We start from the raw sequence: 17,536 nt of genomic DNA, 5'->3' as shown, positions 1-17,536 counted from the left end.
ACGGATAGATACTGCAAGGATAAGGATACGCAAACAAGCGGATTCGACTCAAAGATGCGATACGGCGCCGAGCCGTATCGCATCTTTTGGGTATAGGGCTGAGTCATCGTTTATTGCGAAGATACCGCGGGTACGCCCGTCTGCGGAAGCACGAACGACCAATCCGCGTCCCGGTACGTATGGTTGACCATTACGCGCCGGAGTGTCAAGGCGCGGGGCGCTTCGGCCAAGCCGCTTACGACGAATTCCCCGTCGAGCGGTTGGTCTTTGCCGATGCCAAGAGCGCCGGAATACTTCGTTTCGTAACGTTTGCCGGTCTCGTCTTCCGCGACCCAATCGTTCAGGCCGAAGAAGTTGTTGGACGTGCCGGTTACCCCGATCACCAAAGCCATTTCCGAAGCATCCACTTCTTTTTTGTGCGCGATGGGCAGAGTCGGATTGGGCATGATTCGCGCTCCCGTCAACACAAGCTTGTCGCCCGAATCTTCGAACTTGGCCGGCTGCTCGGGAGAGAGGGCAGCCGGATCGAAAGTGACCGCGGCGTCGGATTTTTCCCGAATGACGTAGCTGTCCAGAACGAATTTGATCTTTTGCCGGTCATAGTCGAGATTGTCCAGCACCTGGAACCAGCGGGCATGAAGGGTCCAGCGGTCGAGGTCGAACGGTTTGTCCGGCTCGTCTTTGGTATCGCTGCCCTGAATCGTGTCGCCGTTCTCGTCCTCCAGATGGTAGTCGAGCTTGTGATAAGCGGCAGTGCCGCCGGCCGCTTTGGCGGCGGCTTCGGCGTTCAGCGACGTCTCGTATTCCAGCGAGCCTCCGCTCGGCGTACGCGTCGCTCCGCGCATCTGAATGACTACGCCCTGAGGCGTCGTGTAACTTTCGGGAAGCGGGGTCTGGATCGTATGGGCGGTCGCGTCGCTCAAATCGACGTCGATCGAAAAATTCCAGTTGCCGGAAGCTTGCCGCTTGGGCTTGTAATCGACCCATTTTTCCAGTTGGTCGATCTCGGCTTCGATCTGCATCTTGTCGGTCAGAACCGGACGCGTAAAATGCAAATTGTATTTGCTGGTGCTGCCTTCGATGATCTCGCCGCTCCACGTGGCGATCTCCGCGTAATTGCCGTCCGTAATCCGGAACCGGGGGTGGACGGCGCCGTTGAACGGATCGCCGTTCTTGTCGGTAATCGTGAGTCCGACAACGATCCGGTTGGCATCGGCGATCAGCTCGTTGACGGCGATCGTGAAGCCCTGATCTTCGACCCGGATCTGCGGGTCCAGCACTTTCCCCGCTGCCCGGACGGCTTTCATGCCCTGGTCGGGAGCCAGCAGCAGGTCCGTCGCGAACAGCGAGCGGACCCGGTCCGCGATCGTCGGCTGCGCATAGAGCAGCGCTCCGCCGACCAGCAGGATCGCAAGCGCCGCGGCGATCCAGCTCCGCTTCCGCCGGCTTCGCGGCGAAGCCGCCGAAGACCGACGCTTGTCGTCTTGCGGTTCCGCGGCTGCGCTTGGCGGTTCCGGCGCTTCGATCTCGATCCCGCCGAGTTCCGCCATGAACCGGTCGGTGAAATCTTCCGGCAGCGTCTCTTCGGACAAACGCTCGGTCCAGCGGGCGTCTTCCGCCGTCTCGGTACCCCGCTTGGGCGTATGCGGCGGGGAGCCGCCGGGTCCGCGGTTCTCCCGGCTCTGCTGAGCACGGCCGTGCTCGCCTTGTCCGCCTTGCCCGAACCTGTCTTTGGGGTTATGAGCGGTTTTTCCCGCTCCGGTACGCAGCCGAAAATTCATAGGGGTTCTCCTCCTTTGACGTCATTTTTTGGCGTAGACTCCGCTTCGCCCGGTGCAGCGCGTTGTTGACCTGCGGGGCCGTCATGCCGGTCAGGTCGGCAATCTCTTCGTGGCTGAGCTGGCCGACGTAACGCAGCACCATCGCCAGCCGGTAATGTTCCGGCAGCGTATCGAGCAGCCGGTCGAGTTCGGTGCGCAGTTCGCGCCGCAGCGCCTGGCCTTCCGGCGTGCCGCTGTCCGCCGCGGCCTGCAGATCGGCTTCGGCCTGCGGTACCGGCACTTTGCGCCGGCCCCGATCGCGGTACAGATTGAGCGCGATCGCGTGCAGCCAGCCGGAGAAACTTTGTTCCGGCCGGTGCGAAGCCAGTTTGCGGTACGCTTTGAACAGCGTTTCCTGCGTCAGATCCTGGGCATCCGCTTCCGACAGGCCCATTTTGCGAAAAAGTCCGTACATTTTGTTTTTGTATCGGTCGACGATGCCCGCGTAGGCTTGTTTGTCGCCTGCGAGCACTTCGCCGACCAGCGTCCGGTCGTCCGGCACTTCCATATGCGCGCCTCCTTTTTGGATCGATATACCGATAAGACTCCGCTTCCCCCGAACTTCTCTCACCGGAGGCGGAATTTTTTTGCCGGCCGTTTTGGTATATAGTATAGAGGATTATTTGCCGGGCATCGCAAAGCGAGACCGACCTGAAGGAGTGAAGTAGATGCGAAGCGCCCTGGAACATATCCGTGCCCATATGGCGGAGCAGGAAGAAGGAGCCGGACCTGCGGGTCCGGACGAAGGCGGCATGCCGGCCTGGCTGCAAATTTTGTCTTCGGCGGAAGAATATATCGTCAATTACGAACGGATCGGCTCGATCCGCGAGATGGAGCGGCTGAACCCGGTACTGGCTTACGTGGAGCGCAGCCTGGACCTGTTGGGCGGCGAACGGCTGTCTTTTTGGATCAAGGAACTGCTGGAAGAAGTGCTCGCCTGGAGCGAGACGGCCAAAGGCGGCACGCGGATCGACCGGATCGGCTGGCAGCGGCAGGGCATTAACGTGTTCGTACATAACGAAGGATCGGCGGACCTTTATCTGGCCAAATCCCCGGGAGGCATCGGCGACCGGGAGCGGCTGACCGCGCTGCTGATCCGCACGCACGGGCTGCTCGGGCAGTACCTGCGCGGCGAAGTGCCGTTCTCGGCGAACCTGCCGCTGCGCGGCCCGGTCGACGAAGGACTGCTGAGCGAGACCGAACTGGCCCGGCTGCTGATGGCGTTGAACCGCTGCGTGATCGGGGCCGTGTCCGAGGAGCTGTGGCAGAGCGTCGCGGACGATCTGGAAGAGTGCGTACTGCACGTCTCGCTCGGCACCGTGCCGGCCGGAGACGGGCTTGCGCGGCGGCTGCGCCGGCTGCGGGCGGACGCGATCCGGCGGGGCGAAGACTTCGACGGCGAACTTGCGCGGATCGACGAAGAGCTGCGGGCGTCCGGCGCCGCGGGCGGTCTGGAAGAGAGCTTCGCGAGGCTCGGAGACAAAACGCTGTGGTACGTGGAGGCGGCCCTCGGCGAATTTTCGCTCGAAGAGTTCGTCAAGATGATGCAGCTTGCGCTGCGCGGAGCCGAAGAACGTCCGGAAGCGCGGCATATCAGCTTCGAACGCCTGATGCACGGGCTGTATTACGACCACAAAGGCGTCAAGAAAATCAATCTGTACAAAAAGCGGATCATCGAAAAATATTTGCGCGAACTGGACTGGGCGGCGGTGCTCGGCGGGGGGCGGCATGCCGACAGTCCGCATCTGCATCACCGCACGAGCCGCGTGAACGGCAACCCGGATACATGCTTCTTCGGCTTCGCTTTCTCGCCGGCCGCGGAAAAGCTGATCGATTTCTGCGTCGAAGCCGAGAAATCGCCGCTGTACGAACGGGCCGTGCTCATGCTGATGGACCTGTTCGGGCTGCGGCGCGACGCGTACGACCGTTTTCACAATGAAGACGAATATCTGGAAACGATGAACGGTTCGGCGGACGACAAAAAAGTTCTGCTGTCGTACATTGCCGGTTCGCGCGTGCTCGATATCGGGCCGGGCGGCGGCGTGCTGCTGGACCTGATCGAACGGGAGCTGCCGGAAAAAGAAGTGATCGGGATCGATATCAGCGAAAACGTGGTCGAAGCGCTGGAGCGCCGCCGACGGCTGGAAGGCCGAAGCTGGCAGGTACGCAAAGGCGACGCGCTCAACCTGACGCAGACGATCGAGCCGGGCAGTATCGATACGGTCGTCTTTTCTTCCATTTTGCACGAATTGTATTCCTATGTGCCGTTCGGCGGACAAAAGTTCAATCTCGATACGGTCCGGGCGGCGCTGCGAAGCGCGTTCGAACTCATTCCCGCGGGCGGGCGCATCCTGATCCGGGACGGCATCATGACCGAACCGGCGGAGCGGACTCTGCGGCTGTCGTTCCGCGATCCCGGCGCGATGGAGCGGCTCGAACGTTACGCGGCCGATTTTGCCGGACGCCGTATTTCGTTCGAACGGCTCGGCCCGCACGAAGCGCGCATGCCGGTCAACGACGCGATGGAATTTCTGTACACGTACACGTGGGGCGAAGAAGCGTACGTGCACGAAGTACAGGAGCAGTTCGGGTACATGACGCCGTCCCAGTACGAAGCGTGCATTCGCGATCTGTTCGGGGACGCGGCGACGATCGTGTTCAGTCGGTATTTTTTGCAGGAAGGCTATACGCTTGCGCTGCAAGACAAAGTGACGGTCACGGACGAGGACGGAAGCGAAGTGCCGCTGCCGAACAGCACCTGCCTGATCGTGATCGAAAAAGCGGGCGAAACCCCGAAGACGCCCCAGGCGTAAGGTAGGGAGCGCCCGGAATGTACATGAAAGCCCGGAAGCATACTTCGGATAAAGCCTGAAAAGAATGCGGCGCATCCGCCAAGGATCGCGATCCGTTCAAGGAGGTTTGATCATGCCTAAATGGGCAAAAACGGTGCTGTACCTCGTGATTGCGGCGGTACTGACCCGGCTGATACCTTTTTCTTCGCTGTTTCGCAATCTCAATACGATGATCCACGAGTTCGGGCACGCGGTCGTGGCGCTTGCCACGTCGGGACGCGTCGCGGGCATCGACCTGAACGCCAACCACAGCGGAGCGACGTATGTGACGACGTACTCGACCTGGAGTTCCATTCTCGTCTCGCTGGCCGGCTACCTGTCCGCTTCGCTGTTCGCGGTGCTGCTGTTCTACGGCTATTACAAGCGCCAGCAGAAGCAGGGCTTGATTCTCATGACGGCGGTCGCGCTGATCATGCTGATCCTGTACGTGCACGACGGATTCGGCGTCATCTGGCTGATCGGATTCATCGCGCTGAACGCGCTTATGTACTTCGTATGGGAACCGGCGCGCAATTTCTATTACGTGCTGCTGTGCTTCCTGACGCTGGAAGAGTCGATCTTCAGCTCGCTTTATCTGGCTTGGCTGTCGGTGACGTCTCCGCGTGCCGCGGGAGATGCGGCTCTGCTGGCGCAGGATACGTTCGTGCCGGCGATCGGCTGGTCGATTCTGTTCGTGGCGTTCTCGCTGCTGTGCGCCAACTGGTCGATCCGGCTGTTCACCAAAAGCCGCGAAGGACGTTCGGCCAGCCGGGGTTCGGGCAGCGGAACCGGCATCGGGGCGCGCAAATCGAAAGCGAAGTTCCGGGCTTGAGAATTTGGCTTGAGAATTTGAAATGTTGAAGCGCAAAATAAGGAGGACGACGAAAATGGCGGACAAAAAAAGCTGGCGCGAACGCGCGGCCGATTACGGGCGCGACAAGTTCGGAGTAGGCGTGGGCAGCGGCGATCCGGCATCCAAAGCGGACGCGGAAGCGGATACGGCGGCTGCGCAGCCGATCGGCGAAGCGGAACTGAACAAGCGGATCGAAGGCTACGGCAAGCAGTATTCGGACGACTCGTTCTGGGACAAAGTCAAGACGGTCGGCAAAAAAGCGGGCGTCAAAGTCGTATACGCGGCGCTGCTGCTGTTCTACACGCTCAAAGACGCGGATGTGCCGCCGTGGGCGAAATCGGTCATTATCGGGGCGCTGGCGTACTTTATCGCGCCGATCGATCTTATCCCGGACTTTATTCCGGTCGTGGGCTTTACGGACGATTTCGGCACGCTGATCGCGGCCGTTGCCGTCGTCGCCAAACTGATTAACGACGAGACGCGCGGCAAAGCGCGGGCGAAGCTCGTATCCTGGTTCGGCGAGAGCGCGACGCTCGATCTGGGCGAAGTGGAAGCGAAGCTTGAGCCGCTGTCGGTCGACCGCGAAGCGCTCGCGGCGGACGCCGACGCAGCGGACGCCGCAGGCAAAGACCGGCCGAAGCGGTAATTCGCCGCCGTAACCGGACAGGGGCTACATGTCCGAAAAGGCCGCGTAGAAGCCGGATTTGTCCGAAAAAGAAAAGCAGATTGCATAAAAAGCAGCGTAGAAGCTCGTTTGGGCCCGATTGAGGGTCTTGACGGCGGCTACGCTGCTTTTTGGGATACGTAAGTTCGGTTTTGTGCGCGAATCGGGCGGTAGGTTGACGAAAAGGCAATCAAGCCGGTGCGCGTAGGGCGGCTGCCGTCCGGCGGCGCGAGCCGCGGCGCTCAGCCCTGCGCCGCTTCGATGCCCAGCGCAAGCGAGCCGGCGAGGCCGGCATTGTCGCCGAGACCCGGCGGAACGATATAGGCGTCGAGATCGTCCAGCACGGACGAAGCGACGTAGCCGTTCAGGTTCCGCGCGACTTTGGACCGGATCAGCGGGAACAGCTGGCTCTGGTGCATGACGCCTCCGCCGAGAATGACTTTCTTCGGCGAGAGCAGCAGGATCGCGCCGGTCACCGCTTCGGCCAGATAATGCGCTTCGATCTCCCAGGCCGGATGGTCTTCCGGCAGGCTGTCGCCGCCTTGCCCCCAGCGCTTCTCAAGCGCGGGGCCGGCGGCCATGCCTTCCAGGCAGTCGCCGTGATACGGGCAGGCGCCCGCGAAGTCGTCGCCCGGATGCCGGCGCATCGGGACGTGGCCGCCTTCGGGATGCACGAGTCCGTGCACCCGATTGCCGCCGACGTACACGCCGACGCCGATTCCGGTGCCGACCGTGTAATAGACGCAGCTGTCGAGGCCGCGGGCCGCTCCCCAGCGCGCTTCGCCGAAAGCGGCCGCGTTGACGTCGGTATCGAATCCGGCCGGGACGTTCAGCTTCTTTTTCAAATGCCCGAGCAGGTCGTAATTCGCCCAACCGGGCTTGGGCGTCGTCGTCACGTGGCCGTAGGTGCCGCTCCCCGGATCGAGGTCGAGCGGGCCGAACGAGCCGACGCCCAGCGCTTCGATGTTTTTGTCTTCAAAATAAGCGGCCGCGCGCGCCGTCGTCTCTTCCGGCCGTTCCGTCGGAAAGCTGACGCGGTCCAGAATCTCTCCGTGTTCATTGCCGATCCCGCAGACGAATTTTGTTCCGCCCGCTTCGATTGCTCCGATGATCATGATGGTGTCCTCCCGAAAATGGTTTGGGTGTGTCGGCCTGTCCTGGTCCTTGCGGTCGATCCTTTTTCTATTATACCTGTACCCGTTTCCCGCATTATGCTATTTTATTGAAGAATGCTGGAAGCGTTATCTTGAAAGGAGAGCACACATATGAGCGGAAAAGACAGCAAGGCAAGTCCCGGCGCAAATCCCGGTACAGATACGACGGCAGCGGATAAGATGGAACTTGGCGGAAACTGGAGAATCAAAGATTTTGCGCCGGGCGAGACGCCCGCGCAGGATAATGCGGCGGCGATGCTGGACGACCGGTACTGGATGACCGGCAGCGTGCCGGGCGACGTCCATAGCGCGCTGATCCGGCGGAAGGTGATCGAAGACCCGTATTTCGGGCATAACGATCTCAAAAGCCGCTGGATCGAAGAACGCGAATGGTGGTACCGGCGCGGGTTCGAATACGGCGGGGCGCTGACGCGGGAACCGGGCGAACGGTTCGAGCTGAACTTCGACGGACTCGATACGTTCGCGACGGTGTTCGTCAACGGACATGAGATCGGCACGTCGCGCAACATGCTTATGCCGCATACGTTCGACATTACGCGGGTCATCCGGCCGGGCTGGAACGTGATCGCGGTCCGGTTCGATCCGCTGCGCCCGCATCATCAGGGCAAAGAGCGGTTCGATTGGTCTTCGTACACGAAAGAACGTCCGTGGCTGCGCAAAGCGGCGATGAATTTCGGGTGGGACTGGGGCCCGCGCCTTGTCACCGTCGGGATCTGGGGCGCAGTGACGCTGAAGCGGCATCGACTGGCGAAAATCGAAAGCGTATTCGCTGAAACGCGTTCGATCGAAAACGGCGCCGCGAACCTCGTCATCTCGGCGGACGTGACGACGTACCGCGGCATGCCCGACGTTCCGCTGACGCTCAAGCTGAGCCTTGCAGACGGAGACGGCCGACGCGTGTACGAGACGGAAGTGAGCGAAGACGGGGCGGAGCCGATCCGCGCCGCGGACCCGGACGGTGCTTCCGTTCCGGCCTTCGAAACGGATTTCCGGCCGGAAAGCGGCACGCGCCCGGGCGTTTTGGCGGCGAGTCCGGTGACGCCGGGCCGGCGCTCCGCGCTGCGGCGTCAGGCTGCTTTTCGCGCCGAATGCGTGCTGCCGGACGCCAGATTGTGGTGGACGCACGATCTCGGCGAGCCGCATCTGTATACGCTGACGGCGGATTTGTATGCGGGAGACGAGCGAATTCATACCGACACACAGGCCATCGGCGTGCGCACGATCGAACTGCGGACCGAAGACGAAGAGGGCCGCGCGGCGTTCCGCTTTTTCCTCAACGGAAAGTTTGTGTATGCCAGAGGGGCCAACTGGATTCCCGCGGACAACAGCATCGGCAGCATTCCGGATTCGCGCTACGGCGAACTGATCGGGCTGTCGGCGGAGTCCGGCATGAACATGCTGCGGATCTGGGGCGGCGGCATCTATGAAAAAGAAATCTTTTACGACGAATGCGATCGGCGCGGCGTGCTGGTCTGGCAGGATTTTGCTTTTGCGAATGCGCTGTTCCCGGACTTCAACGCCGACTTTATGGACAATGTGCGCGCCGAGGTCGAAGCGAACGTCACACGGCTGCGCGGACGCGCTTCGCTGGCGCTGTGGTGCGGCAACAACGAGATCGACTGGCTCTACGATATGAAAAGCGCGAGCGGCGACATCAAGAGTGACTTCTACGGCGAACGGATCTACCACGAGCTGATCCCCGAAGCGCTGGAGCGGCTCGATCCGCACCGGGCCTACTGGCCTTCTTCGCCTTACGGCCGCAGCGGCGATCAGGACGACAACGATCCGGACGTCGGCGACCGGCACAACTGGCAGGTGTGGCACGGGTCCGTTTATCCGCGCGCTTTTGGCGAGATGCCGGCACTGGACTACAGCATCGAAGGCGTGACGTTCAAAAATTACAAGCAGGATATGGCGCTGTTCAGCAGCGAATTCGGCATGCACGCTTCGGCCAACCGCTACACGCTGGAGAAAAACATGCCGGAAGGCAGCCTCGTCTGGGGCGGGGAAGAGATGGCGTACCGCAACAAGGACACCAATCACCGCAAAGGCATTCTGCTGATGGAAGGCTACACCGGACTTCCGCGCGATATCGAGCAATACATGAACTTCTCGATGCTGACCCAGGCGGAAGGGCTGCGCTACGGCGTCGAGCACTACCGGCGTAATCCGCGCAGCGGCGGAAGCCTGATCTGGCAGCTCAACGACAGTTGGCCGGGCACGAGCTGGGCGATGATCGATTACGAGCTGCTGCCAAAAGCTTCCTATTATTACGCCAAACAGTTCTACCGTCCGCTGCTGCTGTCGCTCGAACACGAACCGGGTCAGCCGCTGCGGGTGTGGGCGGTCAACGACGGCCCGGAGCCGGTCGAAGCGGAAGTGTTGTTGGAAGTGCGGCGTTTTGACGGGGAGCGGGTCGGGGAATACGTTTTCCGCTCGGACGGCGTGTTCCGCGGTCCGGTGCTGCTCGGCGAGGTCGGCGAAGCCGAGGCCCTGAACGGCGGCTCGGCGGAAGAGACGCTGGTGCGGCTGCGGCATGCGGGCGGTGTGGAGCGGGTGAGCGGCGAGGGCGGCGAAGCGGAAGAAGGGTCGCGTGAGTTGCGCGGGAATGGAGCGGACGGAGCGTGGGAAGGGCCGCGTGGAGTGCGCGGAGCCGAGACGGGTAAGGGCGGCGAAGGTTGGCGCCGCGAAGAGCGGGGCTGCGAGCAGACGTATATGCTGCGCGACCAGCGGGAGCTGAAGCTGGGGGAGGCGAAGCTTGCGTGGAGCGTGGCGGAGGCGGCGCAAGGCGGCCAAGCGAGCAGCGAAGCAGAGGCGGCGGAGCCCGGCGCGAATGCCGGCGAACTTCCGGCGGCCTGGCGGCTGGATGGACGGCTGGCCGATGTGACGGCGGCTGCCGTGAGCGAAGGCGCCGCGGAAGCAGCGGGGAACGCATCGAAGCCGACGCCGGGAAGCGGCGCTGGCACGGTGAATGCTGCCGAAGAAGCGGCAGGACGCATGCCGCTTCTTGGAAGCGCGGCCGATGCGCAGGCGACGGCGGACGCGTCCGGCGAGTCGGCTCAGCGGCGTCCGGCCTCGGCCGGATCGGCCGCCGGCAGCGTGATCGTGACGGTCGAAGCGTCCGGCACGCTTGCGCGGATGGTCAAACTGGAGCTGCCGCTCGGCCGGGTACGTTTCAGCGACAACTTCTTCGATCTGCTGCCGGGCGAGCGCCGGGACGTGGAGCTGTCCATGCTTGACGGATCGCCGCTGGACGAAGAATTTGTGCGGAGCCGGCTGCGGGTAAGTGCGCTAAACGGCGCTGCCATGCGCTAAAAGAGCGCAGCGGCCAAGGCAAAAAGCCGATGCGGATACGGCGGCTGACGAATCGAAGTCTGCCGGAACCGGCAGGGCAGCGAAGCGGTCGACGACAGCCAAGCTAACTCAAGTCGGATTGAGGCGTCCTTGCCTGCGCAAACGGGAACATCCAGCATACACAAAGCCAAAAACCGGACTCTCCATTTGGAGAGTCCGGTTTTTTTCGGAAATTGGAGCGTGGGTCTCGAATTCCGCCGTACTTCCACGCCCGCTGTGATGCCTAACGAATCCTCATGTCGCTATTTGCTCGGATTTCGCTTTTTTTTAACATCTAACGAATCGTTATATCCTTATTGACCGATAACCGGCCGATTAGGGCTGAATTTGGCGAAATAGCGTGATGACGATTCGTTAGTTTGCAGAAAAGCGGCTTTGGAGGCAAATAGCGTGACCACGGTTCGTTAGAGTCGGGAGGTTCGGGCGGCAGCGGTTTTTGCGACGGTACGGCCCTGCTTTTTTTGAAGCCTGGACGTTTTTGCTGCATGATGCTTTATGATTTGCCGCCCGGTTCGTCCGGCGGAAGCACGATCGTCACCCCTTCCATATGCCGCCGCTCCATTTTGCGCCGCTTTTTGCGGTTGGCTTTGGAGTCGAACACGATGCTGAGGTCGTAGTCTTCCGGATACAGCGATTCGCGCGGAATATGGGGCTGGAGCCGCTTGCGGGAGATGCGGAACTTGCTGCCCTGGATCTGCACGCCTATGCTGCCCATCGCGTCTTCTTCGGCGTAGACGATGCCCGTCTTGCCGAGATACGGCACGGACACGCTGTCGCCGATCCGCAAAAAGCCCGGCTGCCGTTCGGCGGCTTCGTCACCCGGAACGTCGGCAGCGGCGCCGTCCGCCTCCGGCGCGGACGATTGCGGCGCCTCGGCTGCCGGCCGGCGCAGCGAAGCGCCGGGGAGCAGCGCGGGATCCGTCGCCGCGACGGGCGGCATCACCTGCCCGGGAGGCGACGCCTCGGCGGCCGAAAGCTTCGCCGCCGCGCCTGCCGCGTGCGCGGCATTTTCCGCGCCCACGGCAGAGCCTTCCGCCCGCGCGTCGCCGCCAACCGCCCTTGCCCCCGCGGCGCCCTCCGCCGTCAAATGCTCCGCCCGCCGGATCACGGCGTCCGGGAGGCCCAGCTTCTGCGCGATAGCGAACGCGTAGCTGCGTCCGGCTTCGCCGATCGTCAGCCGGTAGAGCGGCTGAAGCGTCTGCGCGTCGAATTCCATGCGGGCGTTTTCGCAGCCCGGCGTGGCCGAAGCGAAGGTTTTGATTTCGGTAAAATGGGTCGTGACGACGACGCAGGTGCCGCGCCGATGCAGTTCTTCGAGCACGGCGATCGACAGTCCGACGCCTTCGCCGGGATCGGTGCCGGACGCCATTTCGTCGATCAGTACGAGCGTGCGGCGGCCCGCCGTTTCGAGGATGTGTTTGACCCGGCCGATATGCGCGGAGAACGTGCTGAGCGCCTGTTCGAGGCTCTGTCCGTCGCCGATATCGGCTTCGATGCCGTCGAAGACGGACAGTTCGCCGCCCGCTTCGGCCGGGATCAGCAGGCCGGATTGGCCCATCAGCGTCAGCAGGCCGACCGTTTTGAGCGCCAGCGTCTTGCCTCCGGTGTTGGGCCCGGTCACGATCAGCATCCGGAAGCGGACGCCGAGTTCGAAGTTCAGCGGAACCATGTTCGCGCCCATCAGCGGATGCCGCGCACCGCGCAGCCGGATCCGCCCTTCCGTGTTCAACGCCACGTTGACGGCGTCGAGCGCCAGCGCGTAGCGCGCTTTGGCGAACAGGAAGTCGTATTCGCCGACGAGTTCGGCGTTCACGCGCAGTTCCTGCCCGAACTGCTCGGCGAGGCCGGTCAGTTCGCTCAGGATTTTGGTCTCTTCGCGGACTTCTTCGGCGCGCAGAAGTTCCAGTTCGTCATGGAACTGCCGGATCTCTTCCGGCTCGATATAGACGGTCTGGCCGCTGGACGATTCGTCCAGCACCGAGCCTTTGACCGCTTTGCGGGACTCCCGGCGGACCGGGAGGGCGAAGCGTCCGCCGCGCTGCACGGCCAGATTCTCCTGCAGGATGGAGCGGTGCTTGGCCATCAGTTCGGCCAGGCGCCGCGAACTGCGTTCTTCGGCGGTTGCCATGCGGCGGCGGACTTTGGACAATTCGCGGCTGGCCGAATCGAGTACGCGGCCGCTGCGGATGCAGCGCTCGATCTCTTCGCGCAGCCGGTCGAGCCTGTGCATGCCCGACGCGTAGGCGGCGGCGTTCGGCGCCCAGTCGGCTTTGGCATGCATGTACTGGATCAGCTGCGCGCAGCTGACCAGAAATTGGTGCAGGTGCATGAAGTCCGCTTCGCCGAACACGTAGCCGGCGCCGAGCAGGTCGAGAATGGATTCCATGCCGGTCAGCGAAGGCAGCGGAATGCTGGCGCCGCGGCGCAGAACGCCGGCGGCTTCGTCGGTCTCGTCGAGGCGTCGGCGCAGCGTCCGGGCGTCGCCGATCGGGCGCAGTGCGGCGATATGCCGCCGGCCGAGATAAGAGACGGCGTACGTCGACAAGTCGGCGACGACGCGTTCGTACTGCAGGCGTTCGAGCGTCTGCGGATGGATATTCGGATACTGGCGATGCAAAGTGTCGTTCATGTAGGGAATCGCTCCTTTGTCGTTCGTTTTGATGGGTGAACAGGCGGGCCGGGCGGAAGAGGGCATATACGCAAAAAGGCGGAAACGTACCGATCAGAGAGCCGCATCCGAAGCGGGAATATTCCCGCTTCGGAGACGGCTTTAAGATCAGCTCGTTTCCGCCTTGCATGGAGGGGTACGCAGACCGAATCCGGTCTGCATACAAGGTTCACCGGACTCCCCCCGGGTTTTCGTGCACGCGTCTGCCCGGCTTCCCGTGCGCGAATACGCCAAAAAGGGCCGCGCTCAGAAAGCAGCGCGGCCCGAAAAGTCGAAAGGATAGGGTGTACCTACCTCAAGCTTATAGGAAAAATGATTCGCTGTTCTTAACTGAATTCCGGACGCGATTCAATAAACAGGCAAACATGCGGCCGCCGAGAGCGGTAGCGCTGCCTTGTTCCGAATGAACGCGATCCTGTATGGAATTGGATTAGTTAAGAACATACCCCGTCATCAAATTTTCCCCTTTTCGCTTAAAGTTATCCTTATCATAGAAGGGTTCGATTGTCCGGTCAAGCCCGAATTATTCGTCCTCGTCCGTGTAGACTTCGTCTTTGTAGCCCTGGTCCGTCTCGGCGTCGATCAGGTTGCGCTGCACGTCGTCCGGCAGCGAAGCGGGGAAGGAGCCTTCCCGGAACATGCCGTTCTCCGGATCGGTATCGCGTTCCGTGACGAGATTGCCGCCTTCTTGATGCTCGGTCTGCAGATCGCCGTCGGTAATAAGCGGCCGCGCGTAATCTTCGGACTCTTCGGCCAGCTCGCGCCGTCCTTCTTCGCCGCCGGCTCCGTTCAGCAGATCGGTGCCGTGCGGTTCGTCCTGTGCGGGCGCGGCCGGGTCGACCGGGCTGTCCGGGTGCAGGTCGTCCGCGTCCGGCACGTCTTCGAGTCTCGGCTCGCCGAGATGCGGATCTTCTTCGGTCCGGTTCGGATAAGCTTCCGGATCGGTCTCGACTTCGTTGACCGGTTCGGTATTTTGCTGGACCGTATCGACGTATTCCATTTCGGTAGCGGGAATGTCGCGCTCTGTGTAATCGTGGTCGCTGGAGAGCTCATAGCGCTCGTGGGCGCGATCGGACTCGTTTCGCGGATCGTAAGCCATGTGTATCGTCTCCTTTTGTATGCGTTCTTACATACGCTTTACCCGAATCGCGCGAATCGTAACCGCCGGATTCCAACGAAAGCCTGTCTTTTCCCGCCGAACGAAGCCGGATTTTGTCGATCGGCCGTCGAATCGGAGTCCGGAAGCTTCCGTTCGGGAGCAGCGCGCCGCGATCCGTACCAGCCGTGCGTCTGCCGGAGCCTGCGTTTCCATACGGCCCCAGAACGCTGCGCAGCTGTCCAAACGGCCTGGCTTCCGATTGGAAAATTTGGTAGGGCGGGAGTAGAATTAACAAGTTAAAAGCAACCAGACGTTTGCAGCGCGGCGATTGGGCCTGCGGAGGCATTGCGCGCCCGGAAGCAAACGCCGGATGAAGACGGGGCGGCGGATGCGGCGCCGGAGTCGGTTCGGCAGGGGGAAACGAAGCGGCTTCGGCGCACAGACCGTTCGTTCCGGCTACGAAAGGACGTGCGGACGGATGGAGTTTTCATGGAAAAAGAATTTGGTAGTGTTGTGGGCCGGCGTATTTTTTTGCAGTATGGCCTATTCGATTTCGATCCCTTTTTTGCCGATCTTCATGCATACCGAACTCGGCGTCGGAGAAAAGTATTTATCGATCTGGGCAGGGCTCGCGTTCGGCATTACCTTTTTGTCGAGCGCGCTGATCTCCCCGTTCTGGGGTTCGCTCGCCGACAAATACGGACGCAAGCCGATGCTCGTGCGCTCGGGTTACAGCCTGGCGGCCCTGTACTTCATTAACTTCTTCGTGCAGGACCCGGTTCAGCTCGTGGCGCTGCGCTTGTTCCAAGGGCTGCTGGCCGGATTCATTCCGGCGGCGATTGCGCTTGTCGGCACAAATACGCCGGAAGAGAAAACGGGCTACGCGCTTGGCATCATGTCGACGGCGACCGCTTCGGGCAACATTATCGGACCGCTGATCGGCGGGGTGGTCAGCTTCACGCTCGGCAACCGCAACGCGTTTTTGTTCTCGAGCGCGATCGTGCTCATCTCGGCGCTCGTCGCGACGTTCCTCGTGCACGAGAAAGAATTCAAGCGTCCCAAAGTCCGCTCGCGGGTCAAAGACGACCTCAAGCAGGCGGCGGGCATTCCGTTGTTCTTCGCGCTGCTCGGACTGGTCGCGATGAGCAACTTCTCGGTCATGATTCTGGAGCCGCTGATCACGATCTATGTGCAGGACATGGGCGTCTCGTCCGACCGGACTTCGCTCGTGGCGGGCATCATCTTCTCGGCGGTCGGCGTCGCGACGGTCATCATGGCTCCGCGCTGGGGCCGGATCGGCGGGAAGATCGGCTACGGAAAAGTGCTGCTGATCGGCCTGATCGGCGGCGCCGTCGGCAACCTGCTGCAATTTTTCGTCACGGGTTACGTCGGATTCGGCATTTTGCGCTTCGTGTACGGACTGTTCTTCGCGGGCGTGTTCCCGGCGGTGAACGCCATGATCGTGCAGGTGACGAAGCCGGAATTCCGCGGACGCGCTTTCAGTCTCAACCAGTCGGCGACGCAGATCGGCACGATGGCGGGACCGCTCGTCGGCGGGGTGCTCGGTGCCTTCATGCCGATCCACTGGATCTTCGTCGTGAACGGCGTGGCGCTGCTGATCTGCGCCTATATCGCCCATCACAAAAAGCTCGATCAGACCGCGCCGTTTCGGAGCACCAAGATCGCCGACGGCAATTCGCGCTGACCGGAACGACAGGGGCACCGCGGACGGTTGACAAGACCGCCGCTTCGTCTTACCATTACCGAAGACTGCGAAGCGGTCGAACGGAGATACATTCCTAAGCCGCCGAGCGGCGGCTTAAATATAGAAGACCCAGGAGGCGCTTGACAGATGACGACGATACCCAAGGTTTTGACGATTGCCGGTTCCGATACGAGCGGAGGAGCAGGCATTCAGGCTGACTTGAAAACGTTCCAGGAATTGAACGTGTACGGAATGACGGCGCTGACCTGCGTGGTCACGATGGACCCGCAGCGGTGGAGCCATCACGTGACGCCGATGTCGGCGGAACTGCTGGAGAGCCAGCTCGACACCGTGCTGAACGGGATCGGCGTGACATCCGCGAAGACCGGCATGCTGAGCACCGTCGAGATCATCGACGCGGTTGCCCGCAAGATCGAGCAGCGTCCGCTCGATCATTTCGTCGTCGATCCGGTCATGATCTGCAAAGGCGAGAACGAAGTGCTGAACCCGGACACGGCGGAAGCGATCATGGAGAAGCTCGTACCCAAAGCGACAGTCGTGACGCCGAACCTGTTCGAAGCTTCCCAGCTGGCGAAGACCGCTCCGATCCGGACGATCGAAGACATGAAGGCGGCCGCGGTCAAGATCCACGAACTCGGCGCGAAGCATGTCGTAATCAAGGGCGGCGGCAAGCTGCTGCACGAGAAGGCCGTCGACCTGATCTATGACGGACAGGAGTTCGAACTGCTCGAATCCGAGCGGATCGAGACCAATTATATCCACGGGGCGGGCTGCACGTTCTCCGCGGCCATTACCGCGGAACTCGCCAAGGGAGCGGACGTGAAGACGGCGGTACGCAACGCCAAAGCTTTCGTCACGACCGCGATCCGGCACGGCTTCCCGATCAACTCGTTCGTCGGGCCGACGCTGCACGCGGCGCAGCGCCTCTACCGCGACTAAGGCCGATCGTTCGCGAGAACCCGGCCGAATAGACAAAAGAAGACGGATTTCCGGCGATAAATCGCTTCGGAAACCCGTCTTTTTTTATGGATAAAAAGGGTTAGGCGCTTAATCCCTTCGATCTGCTGCTTCTACTGGAACATCGGGAACACGTAACGCACGAGGAAGTACAAAATGCCGAACGTGATGATGATGTAGGCGGCATACTTGATAAAGGTGGAAGCGACCATGCTGGAATCCGACTTTTTCTCGATTCTGCGTTCTTCGACGTCCACGTCTCGGTGCGAATTGTTCATCTGAAAGGCCTCCTTGGATCGGCTTGTTTTCGCCGCTTGGGCGAGCCGAAGATCGGTGAATGATGATTATTTATACACCGAGCCACAGAGCGTGAAACACGGGTTTTTTGC

At 61.6% G+C, this 17,536-nt stretch carries 11 protein-coding genes and 1 pseudogene; 6 read left to right on the top strand and 6 right to left on the bottom strand.

The annotated features are described in order from the left end of the window. Nucleotides 1-110: 110 nt before the first annotated feature. Complete coding sequence (locus FTE24_RS06930) at nucleotides 111-1,781, bottom strand: DUF4179 domain-containing protein (protein ID WP_150231848.1); 1,671 nt, start codon at nucleotides 1,779-1,781, stop codon at nucleotides 111-113. After that, nucleotides 1,738-2,328: an RNA polymerase sigma factor gene (locus FTE24_RS06925; RefSeq protein ID WP_150231846.1), complete on the bottom strand. Its 591-nt coding sequence runs from the start codon at nucleotides 2,326-2,328 to the stop codon at nucleotides 1,738-1,740. Before FTE24_RS06925 ends, FTE24_RS06930 begins: the two co-directional genes overlap by 44 nt. Before the next feature lie 160 nt (nucleotides 2,329-2,488). Between FTE24_RS06925 and FTE24_RS06920 the strand changes: the two genes are divergently transcribed. The 3 genes and pseudogenes from FTE24_RS06920 to FTE24_RS23220 form a co-directional block, all read left to right on the top strand. Next, entirely contained in the window at nucleotides 2,489-4,633 is a 2,145-nt protein-coding gene (locus tag FTE24_RS06920; RefSeq protein WP_150231844.1) for a class I SAM-dependent methyltransferase, read from the top strand. A gap of 112 nt (nucleotides 4,634-4,745) precedes the next feature. Then, nucleotides 4,746-5,483: a M50 family metallopeptidase gene (locus FTE24_RS06915; protein WP_150231842.1), complete on the top strand. Its 738-nt coding sequence runs from the start codon at nucleotides 4,746-4,748 to the stop codon at nucleotides 5,481-5,483. Between the two features lie 211 nt (nucleotides 5,484-5,694). Further along, nucleotides 5,695-6,069: pseudogene (locus tag FTE24_RS23220) on the top strand (YkvA family protein); the annotation flags it as partial. 341 nt (nucleotides 6,070-6,410) lie between these two features. Here the strand turns inward: FTE24_RS23220 and FTE24_RS06905 are convergent. Then, entirely contained in the window at nucleotides 6,411-7,283 is an 873-nt protein-coding gene (locus FTE24_RS06905) for an ROK family protein (RefSeq protein WP_150231838.1), read from the bottom strand. Between the two features lie 219 nt (nucleotides 7,284-7,502). On the opposite strand from FTE24_RS06905, the gene FTE24_RS06900 reads away from it, so the two are divergent. Continuing rightward, nucleotides 7,503-10,658, top strand: coding sequence for a beta-mannosidase (locus FTE24_RS06900; RefSeq protein WP_150232611.1), 3,156 nt, complete (start codon nucleotides 7,503-7,505; stop codon nucleotides 10,656-10,658). A gap of 532 nt (nucleotides 10,659-11,190) precedes the next feature. Here the strand turns inward: FTE24_RS06900 and FTE24_RS06895 are convergent. Together FTE24_RS06895 and FTE24_RS22990 are read right to left on the bottom strand one after the other, a co-directional pair. Further along, nucleotides 11,191-13,326, bottom strand: a complete 2,136-nt coding sequence (locus FTE24_RS06895) for an endonuclease MutS2 (protein ID WP_150231836.1) — start codon at nucleotides 13,324-13,326, stop codon at nucleotides 11,191-11,193. Nucleotides 13,327-13,888: 562 nt separating this feature from the next. Continuing rightward, the gene (locus FTE24_RS22990) at nucleotides 13,889-14,464 is read right to left on the bottom strand and encodes a hypothetical protein (RefSeq protein ID WP_150231834.1); all 576 of its coding nucleotides are present in this window, start codon (nucleotides 14,462-14,464) and stop codon (nucleotides 13,889-13,891) included. 478 nt (nucleotides 14,465-14,942) lie between these two features. Between FTE24_RS22990 and FTE24_RS06890 the strand changes: the two genes are divergently transcribed. Further along, nucleotides 14,943-16,169: an MFS transporter gene (locus FTE24_RS06890; protein ID WP_150231833.1), complete on the top strand. Its 1,227-nt coding sequence runs from the start codon at nucleotides 14,943-14,945 to the stop codon at nucleotides 16,167-16,169. Between the two features lie 147 nt (nucleotides 16,170-16,316). Next, nucleotides 16,317-17,129: a pyridoxine/pyridoxal/pyridoxamine kinase gene (pdxK, locus tag FTE24_RS06885; protein WP_150231831.1), complete on the top strand. Its 813-nt coding sequence runs from the start codon at nucleotides 16,317-16,319 to the stop codon at nucleotides 17,127-17,129. 131 nt (nucleotides 17,130-17,260) lie between these two features. On the opposite strand, the gene FTE24_RS22985 is transcribed toward pdxK, so the two are convergent. Next, complete coding sequence (locus FTE24_RS22985; protein WP_166273239.1) at nucleotides 17,261-17,425, bottom strand: hypothetical protein; 165 nt, start codon at nucleotides 17,423-17,425, stop codon at nucleotides 17,261-17,263. Nucleotides 17,426-17,536 lie beyond the last annotated feature (111 nt).

The organism is Saccharibacillus sp. WB 17 (genome assembly GCF_008634075.2).
Taxonomy (GTDB): Bacteria; Bacillota; Bacilli; order Paenibacillales; family Paenibacillaceae; genus Saccharibacillus; species Saccharibacillus brassicae.
Note: the sequence above shows the minus strand (reverse complement) of the source record. Positions and strands in the feature narration are given on the sequence as shown.